Source organism: Chromohalobacter sp. 11-W (assembly GCF_029889905.1).
GTDB lineage: Bacteria > Pseudomonadota > Gammaproteobacteria > Pseudomonadales > Halomonadaceae > Chromohalobacter.
In genome coordinates, this window is record NZ_JARANZ010000015.1 from 17,108 (window position 1) to 33,630 (window position 16,523).

General features: G+C 62.6%; 16 protein-coding genes. 11 read left to right on the forward strand and 5 right to left on the reverse strand.

The features are described from left to right. Positions 1 to 43: 43 nt before the first annotated feature. Positions 44 to 1,678: a methyl-accepting chemotaxis protein gene (locus OP494_RS16395; RefSeq protein WP_280542487.1), complete on the forward strand. Its 1,635-nt coding sequence runs from the start codon at positions 44 to 46 to the stop codon at positions 1,676 to 1,678. 109 nt (positions 1,679 to 1,787) lie between these two features. Here the strand turns inward: OP494_RS16395 and OP494_RS16400 are convergent, their stop codons facing one another. Further along, positions 1,788 to 2,225: a hemerythrin domain-containing protein gene (locus OP494_RS16400; protein WP_280542489.1), complete on the reverse strand. Its 438-nt coding sequence runs from the start codon at positions 2,223 to 2,225 to the stop codon at positions 1,788 to 1,790. A 102-nt stretch (positions 2,226 to 2,327) separates the two neighbouring features. Continuing rightward, positions 2,328 to 3,398, reverse strand: coding sequence for a tartrate dehydrogenase (locus OP494_RS16405; protein ID WP_280542492.1), 1,071 nt, complete (start codon positions 3,396 to 3,398; stop codon positions 2,328 to 2,330). Positions 3,399 to 3,542: 144 nt separating this feature from the next. Here OP494_RS16405 and OP494_RS16410 point away from each other — a divergent pair, with 144 nt between their 5' ends. Further along, positions 3,543 to 4,460 carry a LysR substrate-binding domain-containing protein gene (locus OP494_RS16410; protein WP_280542494.1) on the forward strand — a complete coding sequence of 306 codons (918 nt, stop codon included), beginning with the start codon at positions 3,543 to 3,545 and terminating at the stop codon, positions 4,458 to 4,460. Positions 4,461 to 4,564: 104 nt separating this feature from the next. Next, positions 4,565 to 5,872 (forward strand): glycosyltransferase, encoded by a 1,308-nt coding sequence (locus OP494_RS16415; protein WP_280542496.1) that lies wholly within the window; start codon positions 4,565 to 4,567, stop codon positions 5,870 to 5,872. An 18-nt stretch (positions 5,873 to 5,890) separates the two neighbouring features. On the opposite strand, the gene OP494_RS16420 is transcribed toward OP494_RS16415, so the two are convergent. From OP494_RS16420 to OP494_RS16430, 3 genes are all read right to left on the reverse strand, one after another. Further along, entirely contained in the window at positions 5,891 to 6,571 is a 681-nt protein-coding gene (locus OP494_RS16420; RefSeq protein WP_280542499.1) for a TVP38/TMEM64 family protein, read from the reverse strand. Between the two features lie 89 nt (positions 6,572 to 6,660). After that, positions 6,661 to 7,605 (reverse strand): ABC transporter substrate-binding protein, encoded by a 945-nt coding sequence (locus tag OP494_RS16425; RefSeq protein ID WP_280542502.1) that lies wholly within the window; start codon positions 7,603 to 7,605, stop codon positions 6,661 to 6,663. Continuing rightward, on the reverse strand, positions 7,605 to 8,831 hold the full coding sequence (locus tag OP494_RS16430) for a TauD/TfdA family dioxygenase (protein ID WP_280542505.1): 1,227 nt from the start codon (positions 8,829 to 8,831) through the stop codon (positions 7,605 to 7,607). Before OP494_RS16430 ends, OP494_RS16425 begins: the two co-directional genes overlap by 1 nt. Before the next feature lie 156 nt (positions 8,832 to 8,987). Between OP494_RS16430 and OP494_RS16435 the strand changes: the two genes are divergently transcribed. The 8 genes from OP494_RS16435 to OP494_RS16470 all read left to right on the forward strand — a co-directional run bounded on the left by OP494_RS16435 (position 8,988) and on the right by OP494_RS16470 (position 16,520). Continuing rightward, positions 8,988 to 9,857 carry a LysR substrate-binding domain-containing protein gene (locus OP494_RS16435; RefSeq protein ID WP_280542507.1) on the forward strand — a complete coding sequence of 290 codons (870 nt, stop codon included), beginning with the start codon at positions 8,988 to 8,990 and terminating at the stop codon, positions 9,855 to 9,857. Between the two features lie 45 nt (positions 9,858 to 9,902). Next, positions 9,903 to 10,328, forward strand: coding sequence for a hypothetical protein (locus tag OP494_RS16440; protein ID WP_280542509.1), 426 nt, complete (start codon positions 9,903 to 9,905; stop codon positions 10,326 to 10,328). After that, positions 10,309 to 11,691: a nodulation protein NfeD gene (locus OP494_RS16445; protein ID WP_280542512.1), complete on the forward strand. Its 1,383-nt coding sequence runs from the start codon at positions 10,309 to 10,311 to the stop codon at positions 11,689 to 11,691. The genes OP494_RS16440 and OP494_RS16445 overlap by 20 nt, the downstream gene beginning before the upstream one ends. 45 nt (positions 11,692 to 11,736) lie before the next feature. Next, on the forward strand, positions 11,737 to 12,531 hold the full coding sequence (locus OP494_RS16450) for a slipin family protein (RefSeq protein WP_280542514.1): 795 nt from the start codon (positions 11,737 to 11,739) through the stop codon (positions 12,529 to 12,531). 82 nt (positions 12,532 to 12,613) lie between these two features. Beyond that, positions 12,614 to 13,345 (forward strand): HAD family phosphatase, encoded by a 732-nt coding sequence (locus OP494_RS16455; RefSeq protein WP_280542517.1) that lies wholly within the window; start codon positions 12,614 to 12,616, stop codon positions 13,343 to 13,345. Positions 13,346 to 13,643: 298 nt separating this feature from the next. Beyond that, the gene (locus OP494_RS16460) at positions 13,644 to 15,134 is read left to right on the forward strand and encodes a SulP family inorganic anion transporter (RefSeq protein WP_280542520.1); all 1,491 of its coding nucleotides are present in this window, start codon (positions 13,644 to 13,646) and stop codon (positions 15,132 to 15,134) included. Positions 15,135 to 15,257: 123 nt separating this feature from the next. Continuing rightward, the gene (locus OP494_RS16465; RefSeq protein WP_280542522.1) at positions 15,258 to 16,115 is read left to right on the forward strand and encodes a universal stress protein; all 858 of its coding nucleotides are present in this window, start codon (positions 15,258 to 15,260) and stop codon (positions 16,113 to 16,115) included. A gap of 42 nt (positions 16,116 to 16,157) precedes the next feature. After that, complete coding sequence (locus OP494_RS16470; RefSeq protein ID WP_280542524.1) at positions 16,158 to 16,520, forward strand: RidA family protein; 363 nt, start codon at positions 16,158 to 16,160, stop codon at positions 16,518 to 16,520. Positions 16,521 to 16,523 lie beyond the last annotated feature (3 nt).

A 16,523-nucleotide genomic window follows, 5' to 3' on the forward strand; every position in this document is an offset into this window, starting at 1 on the left:
TCGTCATCGATTGTGAAAACGCAATAAGGGTCAAGGGGGGTTAATGGCTAATTCGAACGTGGTCGCTCGCGCGGGTGAACCGACGGCGCCGGTGGTATCGCACGGTTCTCATGCGGAGACGACACGTACGCAGTGGACACTCAAGCGCAAGTTGTGGCTGACGCTGGCACTGATGTGGCTGGTGATGATCGCCATCGTGGTCAGCATGGCGTGGCAGAGCAGAAATACGATGTTCGACGAGCGTAAGGCGGCGCTTTCCAACACCATCGGCATGGTGCATACCTTGCTGGATGGCTACGCAGAACGGGTTGCGGCGGGCGAGTTGAGTGAAGAAGAGGCCAAGGCGCGGGCCACCGAGGATCTCGACGCGATGCGTTTCGGCAGCGATCGCGACAACTATGTCTTCGTCTTCGATGCTGACGCGAAACTCGTCTATCACCCGCGTCGTGACGCGGGCTCGGACATGTCGGACTACGAGGACCCCAACGGCGTCGCGGTATATCGCGATCTGGCCTCGCTTGGCGGAGAGGGCGGCGGCTATCTGCCGTATTCCTCGCGTGATGCCAGCAGCGACGCGCTATTTCCCAAGCTTAGCTACGTCGAACGCTTCAAGCCTTGGGGCTGGAACATGGCGGCGGGTGTCTATACCAACGACATTCAGTCGGCCTTCATCGACAAGTTGTGGCAGTACGCGCTGGTCTTGCTGGTGGCGGGTGGTCTCCTGACCGCAGCCTTCCTGTTGGTGATTCGCAACGTATATCGCAGCCTGGGAGGCGAGCCGGATGAAGCCGCTCGTGTCGTGGGGCGTATCGCCGAAGGCGATCTGACCACGCCCACCGCGTTGCGTGAGGGCGATACGCACAGCCTGATGTATGCCATCGAGCGCATGCGCCTCGAGTTGAGCAAGACGATCGCGCGTATCCGTGAATCCGGGGAAGCCATCGACCAGGGCGCGCGCGAGATCGCCACGGGCAACAACGATCTTTCCGCGCGGACCGAGGAGCAGGCGGCGTCGCTGGCACAAACCGCGTCGAGCATGGAAGAGTTGACGGCTACCGTGCGGCAGAACGCGGAAAACGCCGATCAGGCCAATAAGGTGTCGGATGCCACGACGGCGTCGGTGGCGCATGGCCAGGAGGTGATTTCCCAGGTGGTGAGCACCATGGGCGAGATCCGCAGCAGTTCCAGCAAGGTGGCCGATATCATCTCGATGATCGATGACATCGCCTTCCAGACCAATCTGCTGGCGCTCAATGCCTCAGTGGAAGCGGCGCGTGCCGGCGAGCAGGGGCGTGGTTTCGCGGTGGTCGCCAGCGAAGTGCGCAATCTGGCCAGCCGCAGCGCGGATGCCGCGCGCGATATCAAGTCATTGATCGAAGGTTCGGTGAGCCACGTCAATGCTGGTGCCGAGCTCGTCGACCAGGCCGATAGCGCGATGGGCGAGATCCGCGACGGCGCCCAGCGTGTCAGCGACTTGATGGCCGAAATCTCCGCTGCTTCACAAGAGCAGTCCTCGGGGATCGAGCAGGTCAATCAGGCCGTGACGCAGATGGATCAGGTCACGCAGCAAAATGCGGCGCTGGTACAGCAGGCCGCGGGCGCTGCCGGTTCGCTCGAAACGCAAGCAGGTGATCTTTATCAGGCCGTGGTGCGCTTCCGCGTGGCATCGGACCGCTGATACCGAGCCTGTAACGTTCGCCTTGCGACCTGCGAGGCGAAAGACACGAATGCCCGGCGAGGATATCTCGCCGGGCATTCGCGTTATGGCGTGGCGTTCAGTCTTCCTCTCAAGATGCCAGGCGCTGCATCTCTTCCTGGTAGGTGTCGGCCAGCGACTGCTTGGTCGCATCGTCGAAGACGCGACCGGCCAGTTGGAAGACTTCCTGCTCTTCCTCGTCGAGATGATGCGTGACCATTTCCTGCAGTTGGCGCGCCGTGGCTAGCCAGGCGGGTGAGCTGTAATCGGTCTGTTGCAGGGTCTCGATCAGTTCGTCGATCTCGTGATGCTCGGCCACGCTGTGGCGGGCTTTTTCCTGCGTCATGTCGTGTTCCATCATGGGGATGTAGAGCGCGCGCTCTTCCGCCCCCGCATGATGTTCCAGCTCGGCGCGTACGCGGTTGAACAACTCGTCGCGACCATCGCTATCGCCATGCGTCTTGACCAGCAGATCGAGCAAGGTGCGCTGCCTGTCGTGACTTTCACGCAGTGCTTCGAATATCGTCATGGTCCTCTCCCTGGAGCGATTACGGTCTGGGCCGTGGCTTGTCGTGCCACGTGCCCAACTACCTTAGGCGACTCGCGGGGCTTGTGCGACCCAAGCGGCCTCTTAGATCGCCTCGATGATCGCCTGAGCCAGATCGCGAGTCGTGCCCTGACCCTTGAGGTCGGGTGTCAGCACCTTGGGGTCGGCCTTGGCGAGCACCGCCTCAATGGCGTCGAGCATGGCTTTGCCGGCCTCTTCGTGACCCAGATGATCGAGCATCATGGCGCCGCACCAGATCTGGCCGATGGGATTGGCGATGCCTTGGCCGGCGATATCCGGCGCGCTGCCGTGGACGGGTTCGAAGAGGCTGGGGAAGGCGCCTTCGGGGTTGATGTTGGCCGAGGGCGCGACGCCGATGGTGCCGGTGCATGCCGGGCCCAGGTCGGAGAGGATGTCGCCGAACAGGTTGCTGGCGACGACCACGTCGAACCAGTCGGGGTGAAGCACGAAATTGGCGGTGAGGATGTCGATGTGGAACTGATCCACGTCGATCTCCGGATAGGACGCGTGCATGGCTTTCACGCGTTCGTCCCAGTAGGGCATGGTGATCGAGATGCCGTTGGATTTGGTGGCCGAGGTGAGCTTGCCGCGCGGGCGCTTTTTGGCCAGCTCGAAGGCGTATTTGAGCACGCGGTCGACGCCGGTGCGGGTCATCACGGTTTCTTGCATCACCGTTTCGCGCTCGGTGCCCTCGAAGATCTTGCCGCCGATGCTCGAGTACTCGCCTTCGGTATTCTCGCGTACCACGTAGAAGTCGATGTCGCCGGGCTGGCGGTCGGCCAATGGACTCTTGATGCCGGGCATCAGCTTGCAAGGGCGCAGGTTGATGTATTGGTCGAACTCACGCCGGAACTGCAGCAGCGATCCCCACAGCGAGACGTGATCGGGCACCTTGTCGGGCATGCCCACGGCGCCGAAGAAGATGGCGTCGAAGCGAGAAAGCGTGGCTTTCCAGTCGTCCGGCAGCATCTGGCCGTTGGCGAGATAATAATCGCAGCTGGCGAAGTCGAATTCTTCGAAGGTGAGATCGATGTCGAAACGCTGGGCTGCGGCCTGGAGCGCGCGGACCCCTTCCGGGGTGACTTCGGTTCCGATGCCGTCGCCGGCAATGACGGCGATGTTGTGTGCGTTCATGAACGGCTCCTTCAATAATAAGGTCAGACGCGACTAATAGGTCAGACGCGACGTCTTTGGTGCGTCCCTTGAGTCTAGCGTGCGTTATCGCGATGATAATCAGGCTATAATGCAAGTTACTCTTGAATAAAAGTGGAGAATGACGTGACGCCGCTCGACGATCTGGCCTTCTTTCAGCAGGTGGCGCGTTCGGGAAGCTTGACCGGTGCCTCGCGTGAGCTCGGCCTGTCGCTGTCGGCGGTGAGCAAGCGCGTCATGCAGTTGGAGGCGCGGCTCGATGTGTCGCTTGCTACACGCACTACGCGGCGGCTCACCCTGACCGCCGAAGGGGAGCGTTATCTGGCGCGTGGGGCGACGATTCTCTCCGATCTTGGCGAGCTCGAAAGCGAGCTGCGTGACCGGCGCGGCGATTTGTCGGGGCGCCTGCGCATCAATGCCACCTTTGGCTTCGGGCGTCGTCATGTGGCGCCGTTGATCGCGACCTTCACCGAGCGCCATCCAGGGGTGGATATCTGGCTGGAGTTGACCAATTTCCCCTTGAGCCTCGCCGATCATGGCTTCGATCTGGGCATTCGCGTCGGCGAGCCGCCGGATGCGCATCTGGTCGCGCATCCGATTCTCGCCAACCGCCGCATCCTCTGCGCCTCGCCCGACTACTTGCGGCGCGCGCCTTCGTTACAAAGGCCGGAAGACTTGGCGCGGCATACTTGCCTGGTCGTACGCGAAAACGACAGCGACTTCGCGCTGTGGCGCTTCGAACGCCAGGGGGAAGTGCGCTCGGTGCGTGTCGGCGGTCACCTGGCAAGCAATGATGGCGAGGTGGTTACGTGCTTGGCGCGGGAGGGGGCGGGAATTCTGCTGCGTTCGTGGTGGGATGTGCACGCTGCCTTGTCGCAAGGTGAACTCGTGCCCCTGTTGCCTGAATGGCAGGGTTTACGCGCGGATTTCTATGCCGTGCATGAGCCGCGTCGCCATGCCGGCGCTCGCTTGAGGACATTCGTCGAACATCTGGCGCAAGGCATGCGGGGACGCGTTCCCGAATTGCCCGACGCATCACGTTAATGTCCCCATCGCTGGCCTTTGGTGCCATGCTATCTGCTATGATGTGCCGCCTTGCGGCGGGCCAGGTCGGCGTCGCGCTTTCGAGGTCATAGGGAGTCGAGGGATTGAATATCCTGATGTTCACCAACACCTACTGTCCGACCGTGGGTGGAGTGAGTGAATCCGTTCAGCGTCTCAAGCGGTGCCTGCAGCATGCGGGGCACAGCGTGTTGGTCGTCGCGCCCAAACTGGACGGTCAGCCACGTTTCGAGCGCGATGTGGTGCGTGTGGTGGCCATGCAGCGCTTCAACGGCAGCGATTTTTCTCTTCCCGTGCCGGTGCCCGGTCAACTCTACGAGGCCATCGAGGAATTCGAGCCCGACCTGGTGCATTCCCACCATCCCTTCCTGCTCGGCGATACCGCAGCACGCGTGGCGCAAACGTATGGCCTGCCGTTGGTCTTTACCCATCACACGCTTTACGAGCACTACACGCATTACGTGCCCGGCGACTCGCCACGCATGCAGCGTTTCGCTATCGCGCTATCCAGTGAATACACGCGGTTATGCGATGCCGTGATCGCGCCCAGCGAGAGTATCGCCGCGCTATTGGCCCAGCGGGGCGTGTTGCCCGACAAGGTGCGCGTGATTCCCAGCGGCGTGGATACGCGCGCCTTTGCCCGGGGCGAAGGCGCGCGCTGGCGTCAGCGCTTTGGCATCCCTGAGGATGCGATGGTGATAGGGCACGTGGGGCGCCTGGCGATGGAGAAGAATCTCGGTTTTCTGGCCGCGGCATTGTCGCGTTTCCTGGCGCGTTATCCCAAGGCTCGGGTCTTGGTCGTCGGCGAGGGCGAAGCACGCACGGTGATGCACGACCATGCCGCCCGCGAGGGCGTAGCGGATCGTTTTCATTACACCGGCAAGTTGCACGATCAGGCCTTGATCGATGCCTACCATGCGATGGATACCTTTGCCTTCGCCTCGCACAGTGAAACCCAGGGCATGGTCATCGCCGAAGCCATGGCGGCGGGCCTGCCGGTGGTGGCGGTCGATGCCAGTGGCGTGCGCGAAGTTCTGAGCGACGGCTTAAACGGCATCATGCTACCCAGCGATGATGTCGAGACGTTCGCGAAAGCGCTGGAAACGCTTCAAGAACCGACATTGCATGCCAGGTTACGCCAGGGGGCATTCGACAGCGCGCATAAGCTCGATGATCGACGCTGTGCCGAGCGCTGCTTGGGCATCTATCGTCAGGTGCTCGAGGCCGAAGCGAGCGCAGCGGAGCGTGATGATGGCGCCTGGGAGAAGGTGCGTGGGCGTCTCGAGGCCGAGTGGCGTTTGCTGCGGCATCGCGGCCGGGTATTGCGCTCGGTGTTTCAAACCGTACCGGAACGCGACGCAGTTCAGACCAAGGAAGAAGTTCCCAGTAAGTGAGCGCTCACGGGGTGGGCGTTACACGCGCTTGCTACGCCGTTCGGCATAACGCTTGAGTCCCCACAAGATACCGATTGCGACGACGATGCCGGCGGCGGCGATCAACAATCCCTCGCGGCTTTCCGCGGTGACCAGCGATCCCAACTGACTTCCCAGCAAGGTGACGCCGAGCAGTCCCGGGGCGATCCCCAAGGTGGAGCCGAGCATGTAGTCGCGAAAACGCAAATGGCAGGCTCCGGCCAGCATGTTGGTCAGGGTGAAAGGCGCCAGTGGCAGCAGGTTGAACAGCACCATGGTGCGCACGCCGCGTCCCGCGAGGAGTCGAGCCAGGCCGTTGAGCTTCTGGCCGCCGTGGCGTAGTAGTGCGTCGCGTCCCAGCGCTCTTCCCACCCAGTAAGTAGCGATCGACGCCGACAGCGTTCCCAGCATGGCGTAGACGAAGCCCCAGGCGGGGCCGAAGATCAGACCCGTGGCGGCGACCAATACGCTCAATGGAAAGACGACCAGGGAAGTGAGGGCATACACACCCATGACGGCCAGTGGCGCCCAGGGGGCGTCGCGCCATGACGCAGCATTTTGCAGCAGATGAAGCAGCGCTTGCGGGGTCAGGATGTCGTGCATGGCGAGCCATTGCCAGAGCAGGCCACAGCCGAGCATGACACCGAGCAAGGCGAAGAGAATTCCGAGAGAACGAGACATGCGGGCCCTCAAAGCGTGAACTGCGCTAAGCATACGTGAGAGCCCGCACGGGGAAAACACGGCACCTTGCGTGCCGTGTCGAACGCCGATCAGTCTTTCAGTGACAGCGCTTCTTTCACGACCGGCCAAGCCGCGTCGCCATCGGTGGTGGTCACGCCGTCGAGCATTTCCTCGACGCGATCCGGATGATCCTCGATCCAGGTCGTGGCCACGCTGCCGAGCTCTTTCTCGTCAAGACCGAAGGCCTTGATCATCCAGCTTTGCTGCTCGGCGGTGAAGGTGAAGTTCTCGAAGAACGCCGTCAGATTGGCGTTGGCGTCAGCGAAGTCAGAGTTCATCAGGGTGAGCACCTGGCTGGCGCCGTTGCCTTCACCGAACAGGTTCTTGCTGTCGTCCAGATAGCGCATCGGCAGCTCGAGGTTCATCCAGTGCGGCGTCCAGCCGACCCAGACGATGGGTTCCTCGCGCGAGATGGAATCGCGTGCCGCGCTGAGCATGCCAACGGTACTGGTATCCACTAGCTGCCAGTCACCGAGTCCCCAGGTGTCGTTGTCGATCGCCTTGTTGAGGATCTCGCTGGCGGCGGAACCGGCGCCGAAGCCATGGATCTTGCCGTCGAACATGTCGCGGTGCTCGTCTAGGTCTTCGAACGAGGTCACGCCTTGTTCGTAGACATACTCGGGCACCGCCAGCGTCATTTGCGCACCATCGACGTTGTTGGCGATACGCGTCACGCTTCCTTTGTCTTCCATGGGGGTGAGCATCGGCTCTTGCGCCGGTAGCCAACCGCCCAGGAAGACGTCCACATCGCCGCTTTCCATGCCTTGGTAGATGACCTGCAGGCCGATGTCATCGGTTTGCGACTGATAACCGAGGGGCGCCAGAAGCTGGCTGGCGATCTCGGTCTTGACGGTGATCCCGGGCCACGAGGGGACGCCGAAGTGGATCGTGTCGGCTGCCTGGGCCGGCAGTGCCAGGCCGAGGCTGGCGGCTAGCGGTAGCCCGACGAATAAGGGACGAAGCGAATGAGACATTAAGAAACTCCCGTTTCATTGGTGGATGTTGTCGGAGTAGCGGGCGCGGCGGTAGAGGCGTGGCGCGCCAACACGCGTAGATGCGATTCGAGGTGGTCGATATCCAGGTAGGTGCCTTGCAGGTGACGGCGTCCGGTATTGGGATCGAAGGCGCCACGGCCGTGCAGTACGCGACGGTTGTCGAAGGCCACCATCTGTCCGGATCCGAGCGCGAAGTCGACGCGGAAGCGCGGCTCGCGCAGACGTTGCCAGAAGATCAGATAGGCCTCGTACCAGGCGTCGGCTTCTTCCGGCGGCAGGCGTAGGGTGTCGCGAATCCAGTTGTTGAAGCGAACTTCGCGGATGCGGCCCGTGGCATCGACGTCGATGACCGGGGCGCGTACCGCGATATCGCTGTCCTCGTCCTGAAAGCGGAAATCGATGGGGGTATCGCGCAGACGCAGGAAGGCTTCCGGGACTTCATGGCGCATGGCTTCGGCCACGGCGAAGCCGTCGGCGAATAGGGATGCGCCACCCTCGGCTTCGTTTTCCAGGCAATACAGAAGCTGAATGTCCGGGGGATGGCGCCAGTTGGGCAGGTCGGTATGCAGCTCGAGACCGATGGCGGTATACGCGGCGTTGTTGGGATTGGGCTTGGACTGAACATCGAAACGGGCGCCGAAGTTGGTGGCGCGCATCGGCCCGAACAGTTCGGTGATACGCACCACTTCTTCGAGTTCGCGCGGGCCGTCGTCGAGCAGCACCAAGCCGTCACGCAGCAGAGCGGTCAGCCACTCGCGGCGACCGTCGCTACCGGCCATCATGTCGGTATGCGACACATGCACGGGGGCAAAGTCTTCGCGCCAGGCTTCGGCGAGCGGAACGCCGTCGTCGGCACGCGCCTCGGGGCGACGCTGATGCAGCCAGCCGGCGTCGAAGCGCGACTGGTGGCCGTCGGCCCAGCGCAGTGCCAGTACGCCGTCTTCGATGGTGGCGTCGGGGCTCGCGTTGAGGAAGGTGTCATCCTCGAGCGGCATGTAGAGGCGTTCACGCGTAATCGGGTGGCGGCACTCGGGGCAGGCGCAGTGATCGCGTAGCCAACGATAGCTGTAACGCGCGGTGTCGGCGTTATCCCAGGTTACCTCCAGCGCCTTGTCGCCAGGGTGGCAGGCGCGTAGCGCGGGGCCTTGCGCATAAGGAGAGAGCTCACTCATTTCGACGGCGGGGGATTGGCTCTGGGACTGCATATCGGCCTCCTGATGTTGGGTCGTGCGAATCGGCCTCTAGGATGTCGCCTCATGGCGACATTAGACAAACGATGAATCTCGGACCTAAGGCCAAGCTTTGCTAATGGGTGGCTTATTGAAGATCATGGGCGGACATCCATTACCCCCGAGTTCACCATGTCCCTGCCACCGATCCTGTGGATGCAAGCCTTCGAGGCTGCCGCGCGCACGCTGAGTTTCACCCAGGCCGGTCGCGAGCTGGGCGTGACGCAATCGGCCATCAGCCAGCGGATTCGACTGCTCGAAGACCGTCTCGGTCAGGCGTTGTTCGTGCGGCACCCGCGGAGCCTGTCGTTGACGCCGGCCGGACAGGCCTGGCTGCCGAGCATTCAGGAGGCCTTCACACGCATCGCCGAAGGGACCGCCGAGGTCTTCGGACCGCATCCCGACGCGCCGGTCACGCTGCGTGCTACGCCTGCGGTGCAGGCTGGTTGGCTGGCCACGGAGCTGACGCGGTTCCATCATCGGCATCGCGATGTCACGGTCCGCTTGGTGAGTGCCGTATGGCCCGGTGACTTTGGCGCCGAGGGCGTGGACATGGAGATCCGCTACGGTCAGGGTGACTGGACCGACATGGAGTCGGTGCTGCTCAACGAGGAAGTCATGCTGCCGGTGTGCTCGCCAGACCTGGCCCGTGAGTTGCAAACGCCCGACGACTTGGCCGGACATACCTTGTTGCACGCCGCCGGCTTCGCGCTGGGTTGGCCGAGCTGGCTGGCACTGGCCGGGGCCGAAGGGCTGGAAGCGCGTTGTGCTTCATTCATTTGCGATACCCAGGTCGCCACGCTGGCGTTGGCTGCACGCGGGGCGGGCATCGCCTTGACCCACCGGCGCCTCTTCGATGGACGCGACGATTTGGTGGCGCCCTTTGAGCTGTGCATGCCCACCGACGAGGCCTTCTGGCTGGTACGCCCTCAGGCGCGGGTATTGCGTCCGGCATGCGAGGCACTCTGGGAATGGTTGCGCGATGCACGTGAACTAGACTGACGGAAGTGGCCCATGAAAGGGGCCGGCGAGCCCGAGGAGATGAGCATGACGAGGTATCGGCACGCGGGTGATGCAATATCTGTCGCGGTGGGCATTGTCTGGCTGCTGGCGGTTGCGGGGATCACCACGGCCAGCGCGGACGGCGTGAAGGTCTACGATCCCGAAAGCGGGCGTTTGCTGCCACTCGAATCGCACCATGCCGGACATGAGGATAGACGCTACGATCGTGAGCGCCACGTCTGGCATGGATGGGGTGAACGCGGGTGGCGAGAAGGACGCGGTCGCGTCAGTGTGCACCCGTCGATCATAGTGCAGCCCAGCGCGTCTTCGTCGCCAGGCGTCGAGACGCGCTCCGCCACGCCTGAAGGTAGCCGTGTATGTCGCGGGGACGACGGTGCCACTACTTGGTCGACGCGCCCTACGCCCTGTGCCTCGGCTTCGGAGAGCCGCGATGATGCTACGCCGCAATGATGGTGCCGTGATGCGCCGCTGCGTGATGTGGGCCTGCCTGGTACTCGCGGGTCTGGGGCTGTCGTGGTGGGCGAGTGCGCAATCCGACGCGCGTGACGCGCCCCATGGCGTGGTCCTGAGCATCGACGGCAGCATCGGCCCCGCCACCAGCGATTACTTTCAGCGCGGCCTCGAGCGTGCCGACGAGGCCGGCGCCTCGCTGGTGATTCTCGAGCTCAATACACCGGGCGGCTTGGATGCCTCCATGCGTGACATGATCCGCGCGATGCTGGCCTCGCCGGTGCCGGTGGTGAGCTATGTGACGCCCGCCGGGGCGCGTGCCGCCAGCGCCGGTACCTATCTGCTATATGCCAGTCATGTCGCCGCCATGGCGCCAGCGACGCATCTTGGCTCGGCGACACCGGTGCAACTCGGCGGTGGCAGCAGTGAGCCGGCGGAAGGCGCGTCGGAGGAAGGCGATACTCAAGAAGCATCGTCATCGGCGATGGAGCGCAAGGTCCTCGAGGATGCGGTGGCCACGATCCGCTCGTTGGCCGAGCGTCACGGACGCAACGCCGAGTGGGCCGAACGCGCCGTGCGTGAGGCGGCCAATCTCACGGCCAGCGAGGCCCTGGAGGCCAATGTCGTCGATGTCGTGGCGGGCGATCTCGACGACTTGCTTACCCAACTCGACGGGCGGTCTGTGGTCATGGCCGATGGCGAACGCACGCTTGCCACGCAGGACATGACGCTCGAGCGCCAGCCCCCGGATTGGCGCGCCCAAGTGCTGGCGTTCATCACCGATCCCAACGTCGCCTATTTCCTGATGATCATCGGCTTCTACGGGCTGATCTTCGAATTGCTGAGTCCGGGCACGCTATTTCCTGGCGTGATCGGCGCCATCAGCCTGGTATTGGCCATGTACGCCTTCCAGATGCTCTCGGTGGGGTATGCGGGTCTGATGCTGATTTTCCTGGGCATGGCGCTGGTCGTGGCCGAAGCGTTCGTACCCAGCGTCGGCGTGCTGGGCTTCGGCGGACTCGCAGCCTTCGTCGCCGGCTCGGTAATGCTGATGGACGACACGCATCAGGCGCTGGCGTGGCCTCTGGTAGGCGGTGTGGCGCTGGTTGCTGCCGGCTTTCTGCTGTGGGTGGTAATGCGCTTCGTGGGGATGCGCCGACGCCGTCCTCAGGGCGGCCAGGAGGAAATGATCGGCCAAGAGGCCACGGTGCTGGCGGACTTCCAGGGGCAAGGCAAGGTCATGGTACACGGAGAGCGCTGGCAGGCGCGCTGTGTATCGCCCGTGGCACGCGGTCAGCGGGTGCGAATCGTATCCAACGAAGGCTTGACGCTGGTGGTCGAGCCCATCACGGCAATCCCCTAGTCGTCATGCGGGGCATGCCAACGCTAAGCGAGAAGGAGTAACGCCATGTACGCGAGTTATGCCTATCTAGTGCCGATTGTTCTCGTGGTGCTATTGCTGTTCGCGGCGATACGCATCTTGCCGGAGTACAAGCGCGGTGTGGTGTTCTTCCTGGGCCGTTTTCAGGCGGTGAAGGGGCCGGGGCTGTTGTTGCTGATTCCGGGGATTCAGAAGATGCAGGTCGTTGACCTGCGCACCGTGACCCTGGACGTCCCGGAGCAGGACGTGATCTCGCAGGACAACGTCACCGTGCGCGTCAACGCGGTGCTGTACTTTCGCGTGGTCGATCCCGAGAAGGCCATCATCCAGGTCGAGAATTTCGGTGTCGCTACCAGCCAGCTGGCGCAGACGACCTTGCGCTCGGTACTCGGCAAGCACGATCTCGACGAGATGCTCTCCGAGCGCGACCGTCTCAATAACGATATCCAGGAGATTCTCGACGCACAGACCGAGTCGTGGGGCATCAAGGTCGCCAATGTCGAGATCAAGCATGTCGACCTCGACGAGAGCATGATCCGCGCCATCGCCCGTCAAGCCGAGGCCGAGCGCGAACGGCGTGCCAAGGTGATCCATGCCGAGGGCGAGCTGCAGGCCTCGCACAAGCTGGTCGAGGCCGCCGATGTCATGGCCAGCAATTCGGCGGCGCTGCAGTTGCGTTACCTGCAGACGCTCAGCGACATGAGCAACAAGAACGCGTCGACCATCGTCTTCCCGTTGCCGATGGATATCATGGACGCCTTCAAGAGCCAGTTGAACAAGTCGGGGGCCGCTTCGTCGAACCGCTCGTCACCCAATGACTAGACGCCTGGCAACGAAGCGTGACAGACGTCTGTCATATCGAGCGGTTAGAATGACGCCTCGTTTTCACTAGGAGCCAGGCGCCATGCCCGCTGATAGCCACCAACTGGCGATTTTCGATCTCGACGATACCCTGCTCGACGGCGATTGCACCGGCTTGTGGATCGCTTGGTTGGTGCGGCGCCGCTGGGTGGAAGATGGCGAGGCGTTCATGAATCAAGTGGCGTGTCACGAGCAGCAATATCACGCCGGTACGCTGGATATGCAGGCGCACTTGCGCTTCGTGCTGGCGCCGTTGATTGGGCGTCGGCGCGAGACGGTGCGCGACGAGGTCGTCGCCTTCGTCGAGACCTGGATTCGTCCGCGCCTGATGCCGGGCGCACTCGAACGCTTGGCCTGGCACCGCGACCAGGGCCACGCCACCTTGATCATTTCTGCCTCGATGTACCATTTGGTCGAGCCCATCGCGCGTGAGGTCGGCGCCGATGACGCCCTGGCAACGCCCCCGGCGTTCGACGCCGAGGATTGCTTTACAGGCGAACCCACCGGGATCGTGACTTATCAGTCGGGCAAGTTGACGGCGCTGGAGGCTTGGCTTGCCGAATGTGAGGCTGCGCACGCGCGCCCTGGCATTCTCTGGGGCTATAGCGATTCGCACAACGATCTGCCGCTGCTCGAGCACGTCGATCATGCGCATGTCACGCAGCCCGATGCCCGACTGGCACGTATCGCTGAATTGCGTGGCTGGCCGCGATTCGATTGGCGTGCCCCGTCCGCCGCTATGACCAAAGGTGCAAATGCGGCGTCGAGTTGGTAGAATCCCGCGCTTTCTTGGGTACATGACGCCTTGTGCCCACAACCGACCGTTCAAGGCCGATTTGATTTCATGAGCGCAACGCCGCCCTAGCGTTTCCCCTTTCCTCTGGAGCGTTTCCTACGCTCCTGTACGGTCCCGATGGACGCATCATGCGTCGAGCGGGGCCGTTTTCGGCCGTCTTTTCGGTTCCCGTCGCATTCTCGACATCGGCACATGACACGATGCCCGTGACTCGGATGAGCCGTCGCCAGACGCGCCGTTTAAAACTTCTGACCTTTCTCATCGACTGGACACAAGCATGTACGCATCAATCAAACAACGTTGGTTCTCGAACGTCCGATCGGACGTCTTGGCCGGCGCCGTGGTGGCGTTGGCCCTGATCCCCGAGGCGATCGCCTTCTCGATCATTGCCGGGGTCGACCCCAAGGTGGGGCTCTTCGCGTCCTTTTCCATGGCGGTGGTGATTTCCTTTACCGGCGGCCGGCCGGGGATGATTTCCGCCGCTACCGGCGCCATGGCGCTGCTCATGGTGACCCTGGTCAAAGAGCATGGGCTGGAGTACCTGCTTGCCGCGACCTTGCTGACGGGGGTGTTGCAGATCGTGGCCGGTTATCTGCGCCTGGGGGCATTGATGCGTTTCGTTTCGCGCTCGGTGGTCACGGGCTTCGTCAACGCCCTGGCGATCCTGATCTTCATGGCGCAATTGCCGGAGTTGACCGACGTGACCTGGCACGTCTATGCCATGACCGCCGCGGGTCTGGGGATCATCTACTTGTTTCCCTACGTCCCGGTCATCGGCCGCATGCTGCCGTCGCCGCTGGTCTGCATCATCGTGCTTACAGCGGTCTATATGCTGGGCGATTTCTCCATGGTGCGTACCGTGGGTGATATGGGCGAGCTGCCGGATACGCTGCCGGTCTTCCTGTGGCCGGATGTGCCGCTCAATTTCGAAACCCTGACGATCATCTTCCCGTATTCCGCTGCGCTGGCCGTGGTGGGCCTGCTCGAGTCGCTGATGACGGCAACCATCGTCGACGAACTTACCGATACGCCCAGCGACAAGAACCGCGAGTGCAAGGGCCAGGGCGTTGCCAACATCGCCACCGGCTTTCTGGGCGGCATGGCGAGTTGCGCGATGATCGGGCAGTCGGTCATCAACATTAAATCCGGCGGTCGTACGCGGCTTTCCACGCTGTGTGCCGGGATCATCCTGCTGATTCTGGTGGTCTTCCTCGGCGATCTCGTCGCCCAGATTCCCATGGCTGCATTGGTGGCGGTGATGATCATGGTCTCCATCGGGACCTTCAGTTGGGAGTCGCTGCGCGACCTGCGCAAGCACCCCATGTCGACCAATATCGTCATGCTGGCCACGGTGATCGTGGTGGTGGCAACCCATAACCTGGCGATTGGCGTCCTGGTAGGGGTGCTGCTGGCGTCGCTGTTCTTCGCCAACAAGGTTGGCCAGATCCTCTACGTGGGCAGCGAAATGGATGAGGACGAGCAGACACGTGTCTATCGCGTCGTCGGGCAGGTGTTCTTTACCTCGGCGGACCGTTTCGTGAACTCCTTCGACTTCAAGGAAACCGTTGGACGCGTGCATATCGACCTGACCCGCGCGCACTTCTGGGATATCACCGCCGTGGGGGCGCTCGATAAGGTGGTCATCAAGTTCCGCCGTGAGGGCACCGAGGTGGAGGTCGTGGGGCTCAACGAGGCCAGCGCCACTCTGGTGGACCGCTTCGCGGTGCACGACAAGCCCGATGCCGTGGAAAAACTCATGGGCCACTGAATCGCGCCAAGTCTGTAGGCCTACGGCTTAAGGGGAGACGACAAGTCTCTCCGGGTCTGAGTATCATGCAATCACTCCCATTGCCATGGGATCTCGATAAGATCATCAGAAGGAGCTCGCCACATGAAAGCCCCCCACGTCATGGCGTGTATCGATGGCTCGCACTATTCGGAGAGCGTGAGCAAGGCGGCGGTCTGGGCCAGCCAGCGCATGGAGGTGCCGCTTTCCTTCGTGCACGTGCTGGATCGTAACCAGGCGCCGAGTCAGTTCGATCCGCGCGGTAACATCGGGCTCGGTTCACGCGAGCATCTTCTCGAAGAGCTGGCCAGCCTGGATGAGCAGCGCGGAAAGGTCGCGCAAGAGCACGGCCGCTTGATGTTGAGCGCGGCGCGCGAACGCGCCGAGGCGGCGGGCATCACTGAAGTCGAAACGCGTCAGCGTAACGGCGAGCTGGTCGAAGCCTTGACCGAGATCGAAGAAGAAGCGCGACTGATCGTGCTGGGCAAGCGCGGTGAGTCGGCGGACGCCTCGCCGGAACATATGGGCAGCAACCTCGAGCGCGTGATTCGCGGGCTGCATCGCCCGATTCTGGTGATTCCGGAGGCTTTCCAGGCGCCGACACGCTATCTGATTGCCTTCGATGGCGGTCCCACCACGCGCAAGATGGTCGAACTGCTTTCGGAACGCCCGTTGCTGCGCGACCTGGAATGCCATCTGGTGCTGGTGGGTGCGGATACCGACGAGCATCGCGAGCAACTGGCCTGGGCGGAGAAGCAGCTAGCGCCGACCAGTAGCGCCGTACATACGCAAATTATCGCCGGCGAGGTCGAGAAGGTGCTATGCAACTATCGGCAGGAGCATGATATCGATTTGCTGGTCATGGGCGCCTACGGCCACTCGCGCATTCGCCAGTTTCTGGTGGGCAGCACCACCACGGCGATGATTCGCCGCGCCCAGTCTCCCTTGCTACTGCTGCGCTAAGCGCCGCGAACCATTAGCGCCACAATCTATGAGGATCATGCCATGATCATTCAACGCCACGACACCAAGGCCCGCATGAGCCGGGCCGTGATTCACAATGGTGTCGCCTATCTATGCGGTCAGGTCGCCGGCCCGGATGCACGCCACGGTGATATTGTCGCGCAGACCGAGAGCATGCTGGCGCGTGTCGATGACTTGCTCGAGGAAATCGGTTCGGACCGCGAGCACCTGCTCACGGCGACGGTCTATTTGGCTGATGGCGGGAACATGGCAGCCATGAATGCGGTGTGGGATGCCTGGGTACCTGCCGGTCATGCCCCGGCGCGTACCTGCGTGGTGGCGCCGATGCCTGCCGACGATCTCAAGGTGGAAGTGACCGTGACCGCCGCGGTCAAAGGGCAGTAGCGA

What these genes read in the sequence shown, in the direction of transcription:
- OP494_RS16395 (WP_280542487.1), top strand. Translation starts at nt 44, where the DNA reads ATGGCTAATTCGAACGTGGTCGCTCGCGCGGGTGAACCGACGGCGCCG.
- OP494_RS16400 (WP_280542489.1), bottom strand. Translation starts at nt 2,225, where the DNA reads ATGACGATATTCGAAGCACTGCGTGAAAGTCACGACAGGCAGCGCACC.
- OP494_RS16405 (WP_280542492.1), bottom strand. Translation starts at nt 3,398, where the DNA reads ATGAACGCACACAACATCGCCGTCATTGCCGGCGACGGCATCGGAACC.
- OP494_RS16420 (WP_280542499.1), bottom strand. Translation starts at nt 6,571, where the DNA reads ATGTCTCGTTCTCTCGGAATTCTCTTCGCCTTGCTCGGTGTCATGCTC.
- OP494_RS16425 (WP_280542502.1), bottom strand. Translation starts at nt 7,605, where the DNA reads ATGTCTCATTCGCTTCGTCCCTTATTCGTCGGGCTACCGCTAGCCGCC.
- OP494_RS16430 (WP_280542505.1), bottom strand. Translation starts at nt 8,831, where the DNA reads ATGCAGTCCCAGAGCCAATCCCCCGCCGTCGAAATGAGTGAGCTCTCT.
- OP494_RS16435 (WP_280542507.1), top strand. Translation starts at nt 8,988, where the DNA reads ATGTCCCTGCCACCGATCCTGTGGATGCAAGCCTTCGAGGCTGCCGCG.
- OP494_RS16440 (WP_280542509.1), top strand. Translation starts at nt 9,903, where the DNA reads ATGACGAGGTATCGGCACGCGGGTGATGCAATATCTGTCGCGGTGGGC.
- OP494_RS16445 (WP_280542512.1), top strand. Translation starts at nt 10,309, where the DNA reads ATGATGCTACGCCGCAATGATGGTGCCGTGATGCGCCGCTGCGTGATG.
- OP494_RS16450 (WP_280542514.1), top strand. Translation starts at nt 11,737, where the DNA reads ATGTACGCGAGTTATGCCTATCTAGTGCCGATTGTTCTCGTGGTGCTA.
- OP494_RS16455 (WP_280542517.1), top strand. Translation starts at nt 12,614, where the DNA reads ATGCCCGCTGATAGCCACCAACTGGCGATTTTCGATCTCGACGATACC.
- OP494_RS16460 (WP_280542520.1), top strand. Translation starts at nt 13,644, where the DNA reads ATGTACGCATCAATCAAACAACGTTGGTTCTCGAACGTCCGATCGGAC.
- OP494_RS16465 (WP_280542522.1), top strand. Translation starts at nt 15,258, where the DNA reads ATGAAAGCCCCCCACGTCATGGCGTGTATCGATGGCTCGCACTATTCG.
- OP494_RS16470 (WP_280542524.1), top strand. Translation starts at nt 16,158, where the DNA reads ATGATCATTCAACGCCACGACACCAAGGCCCGCATGAGCCGGGCCGTG.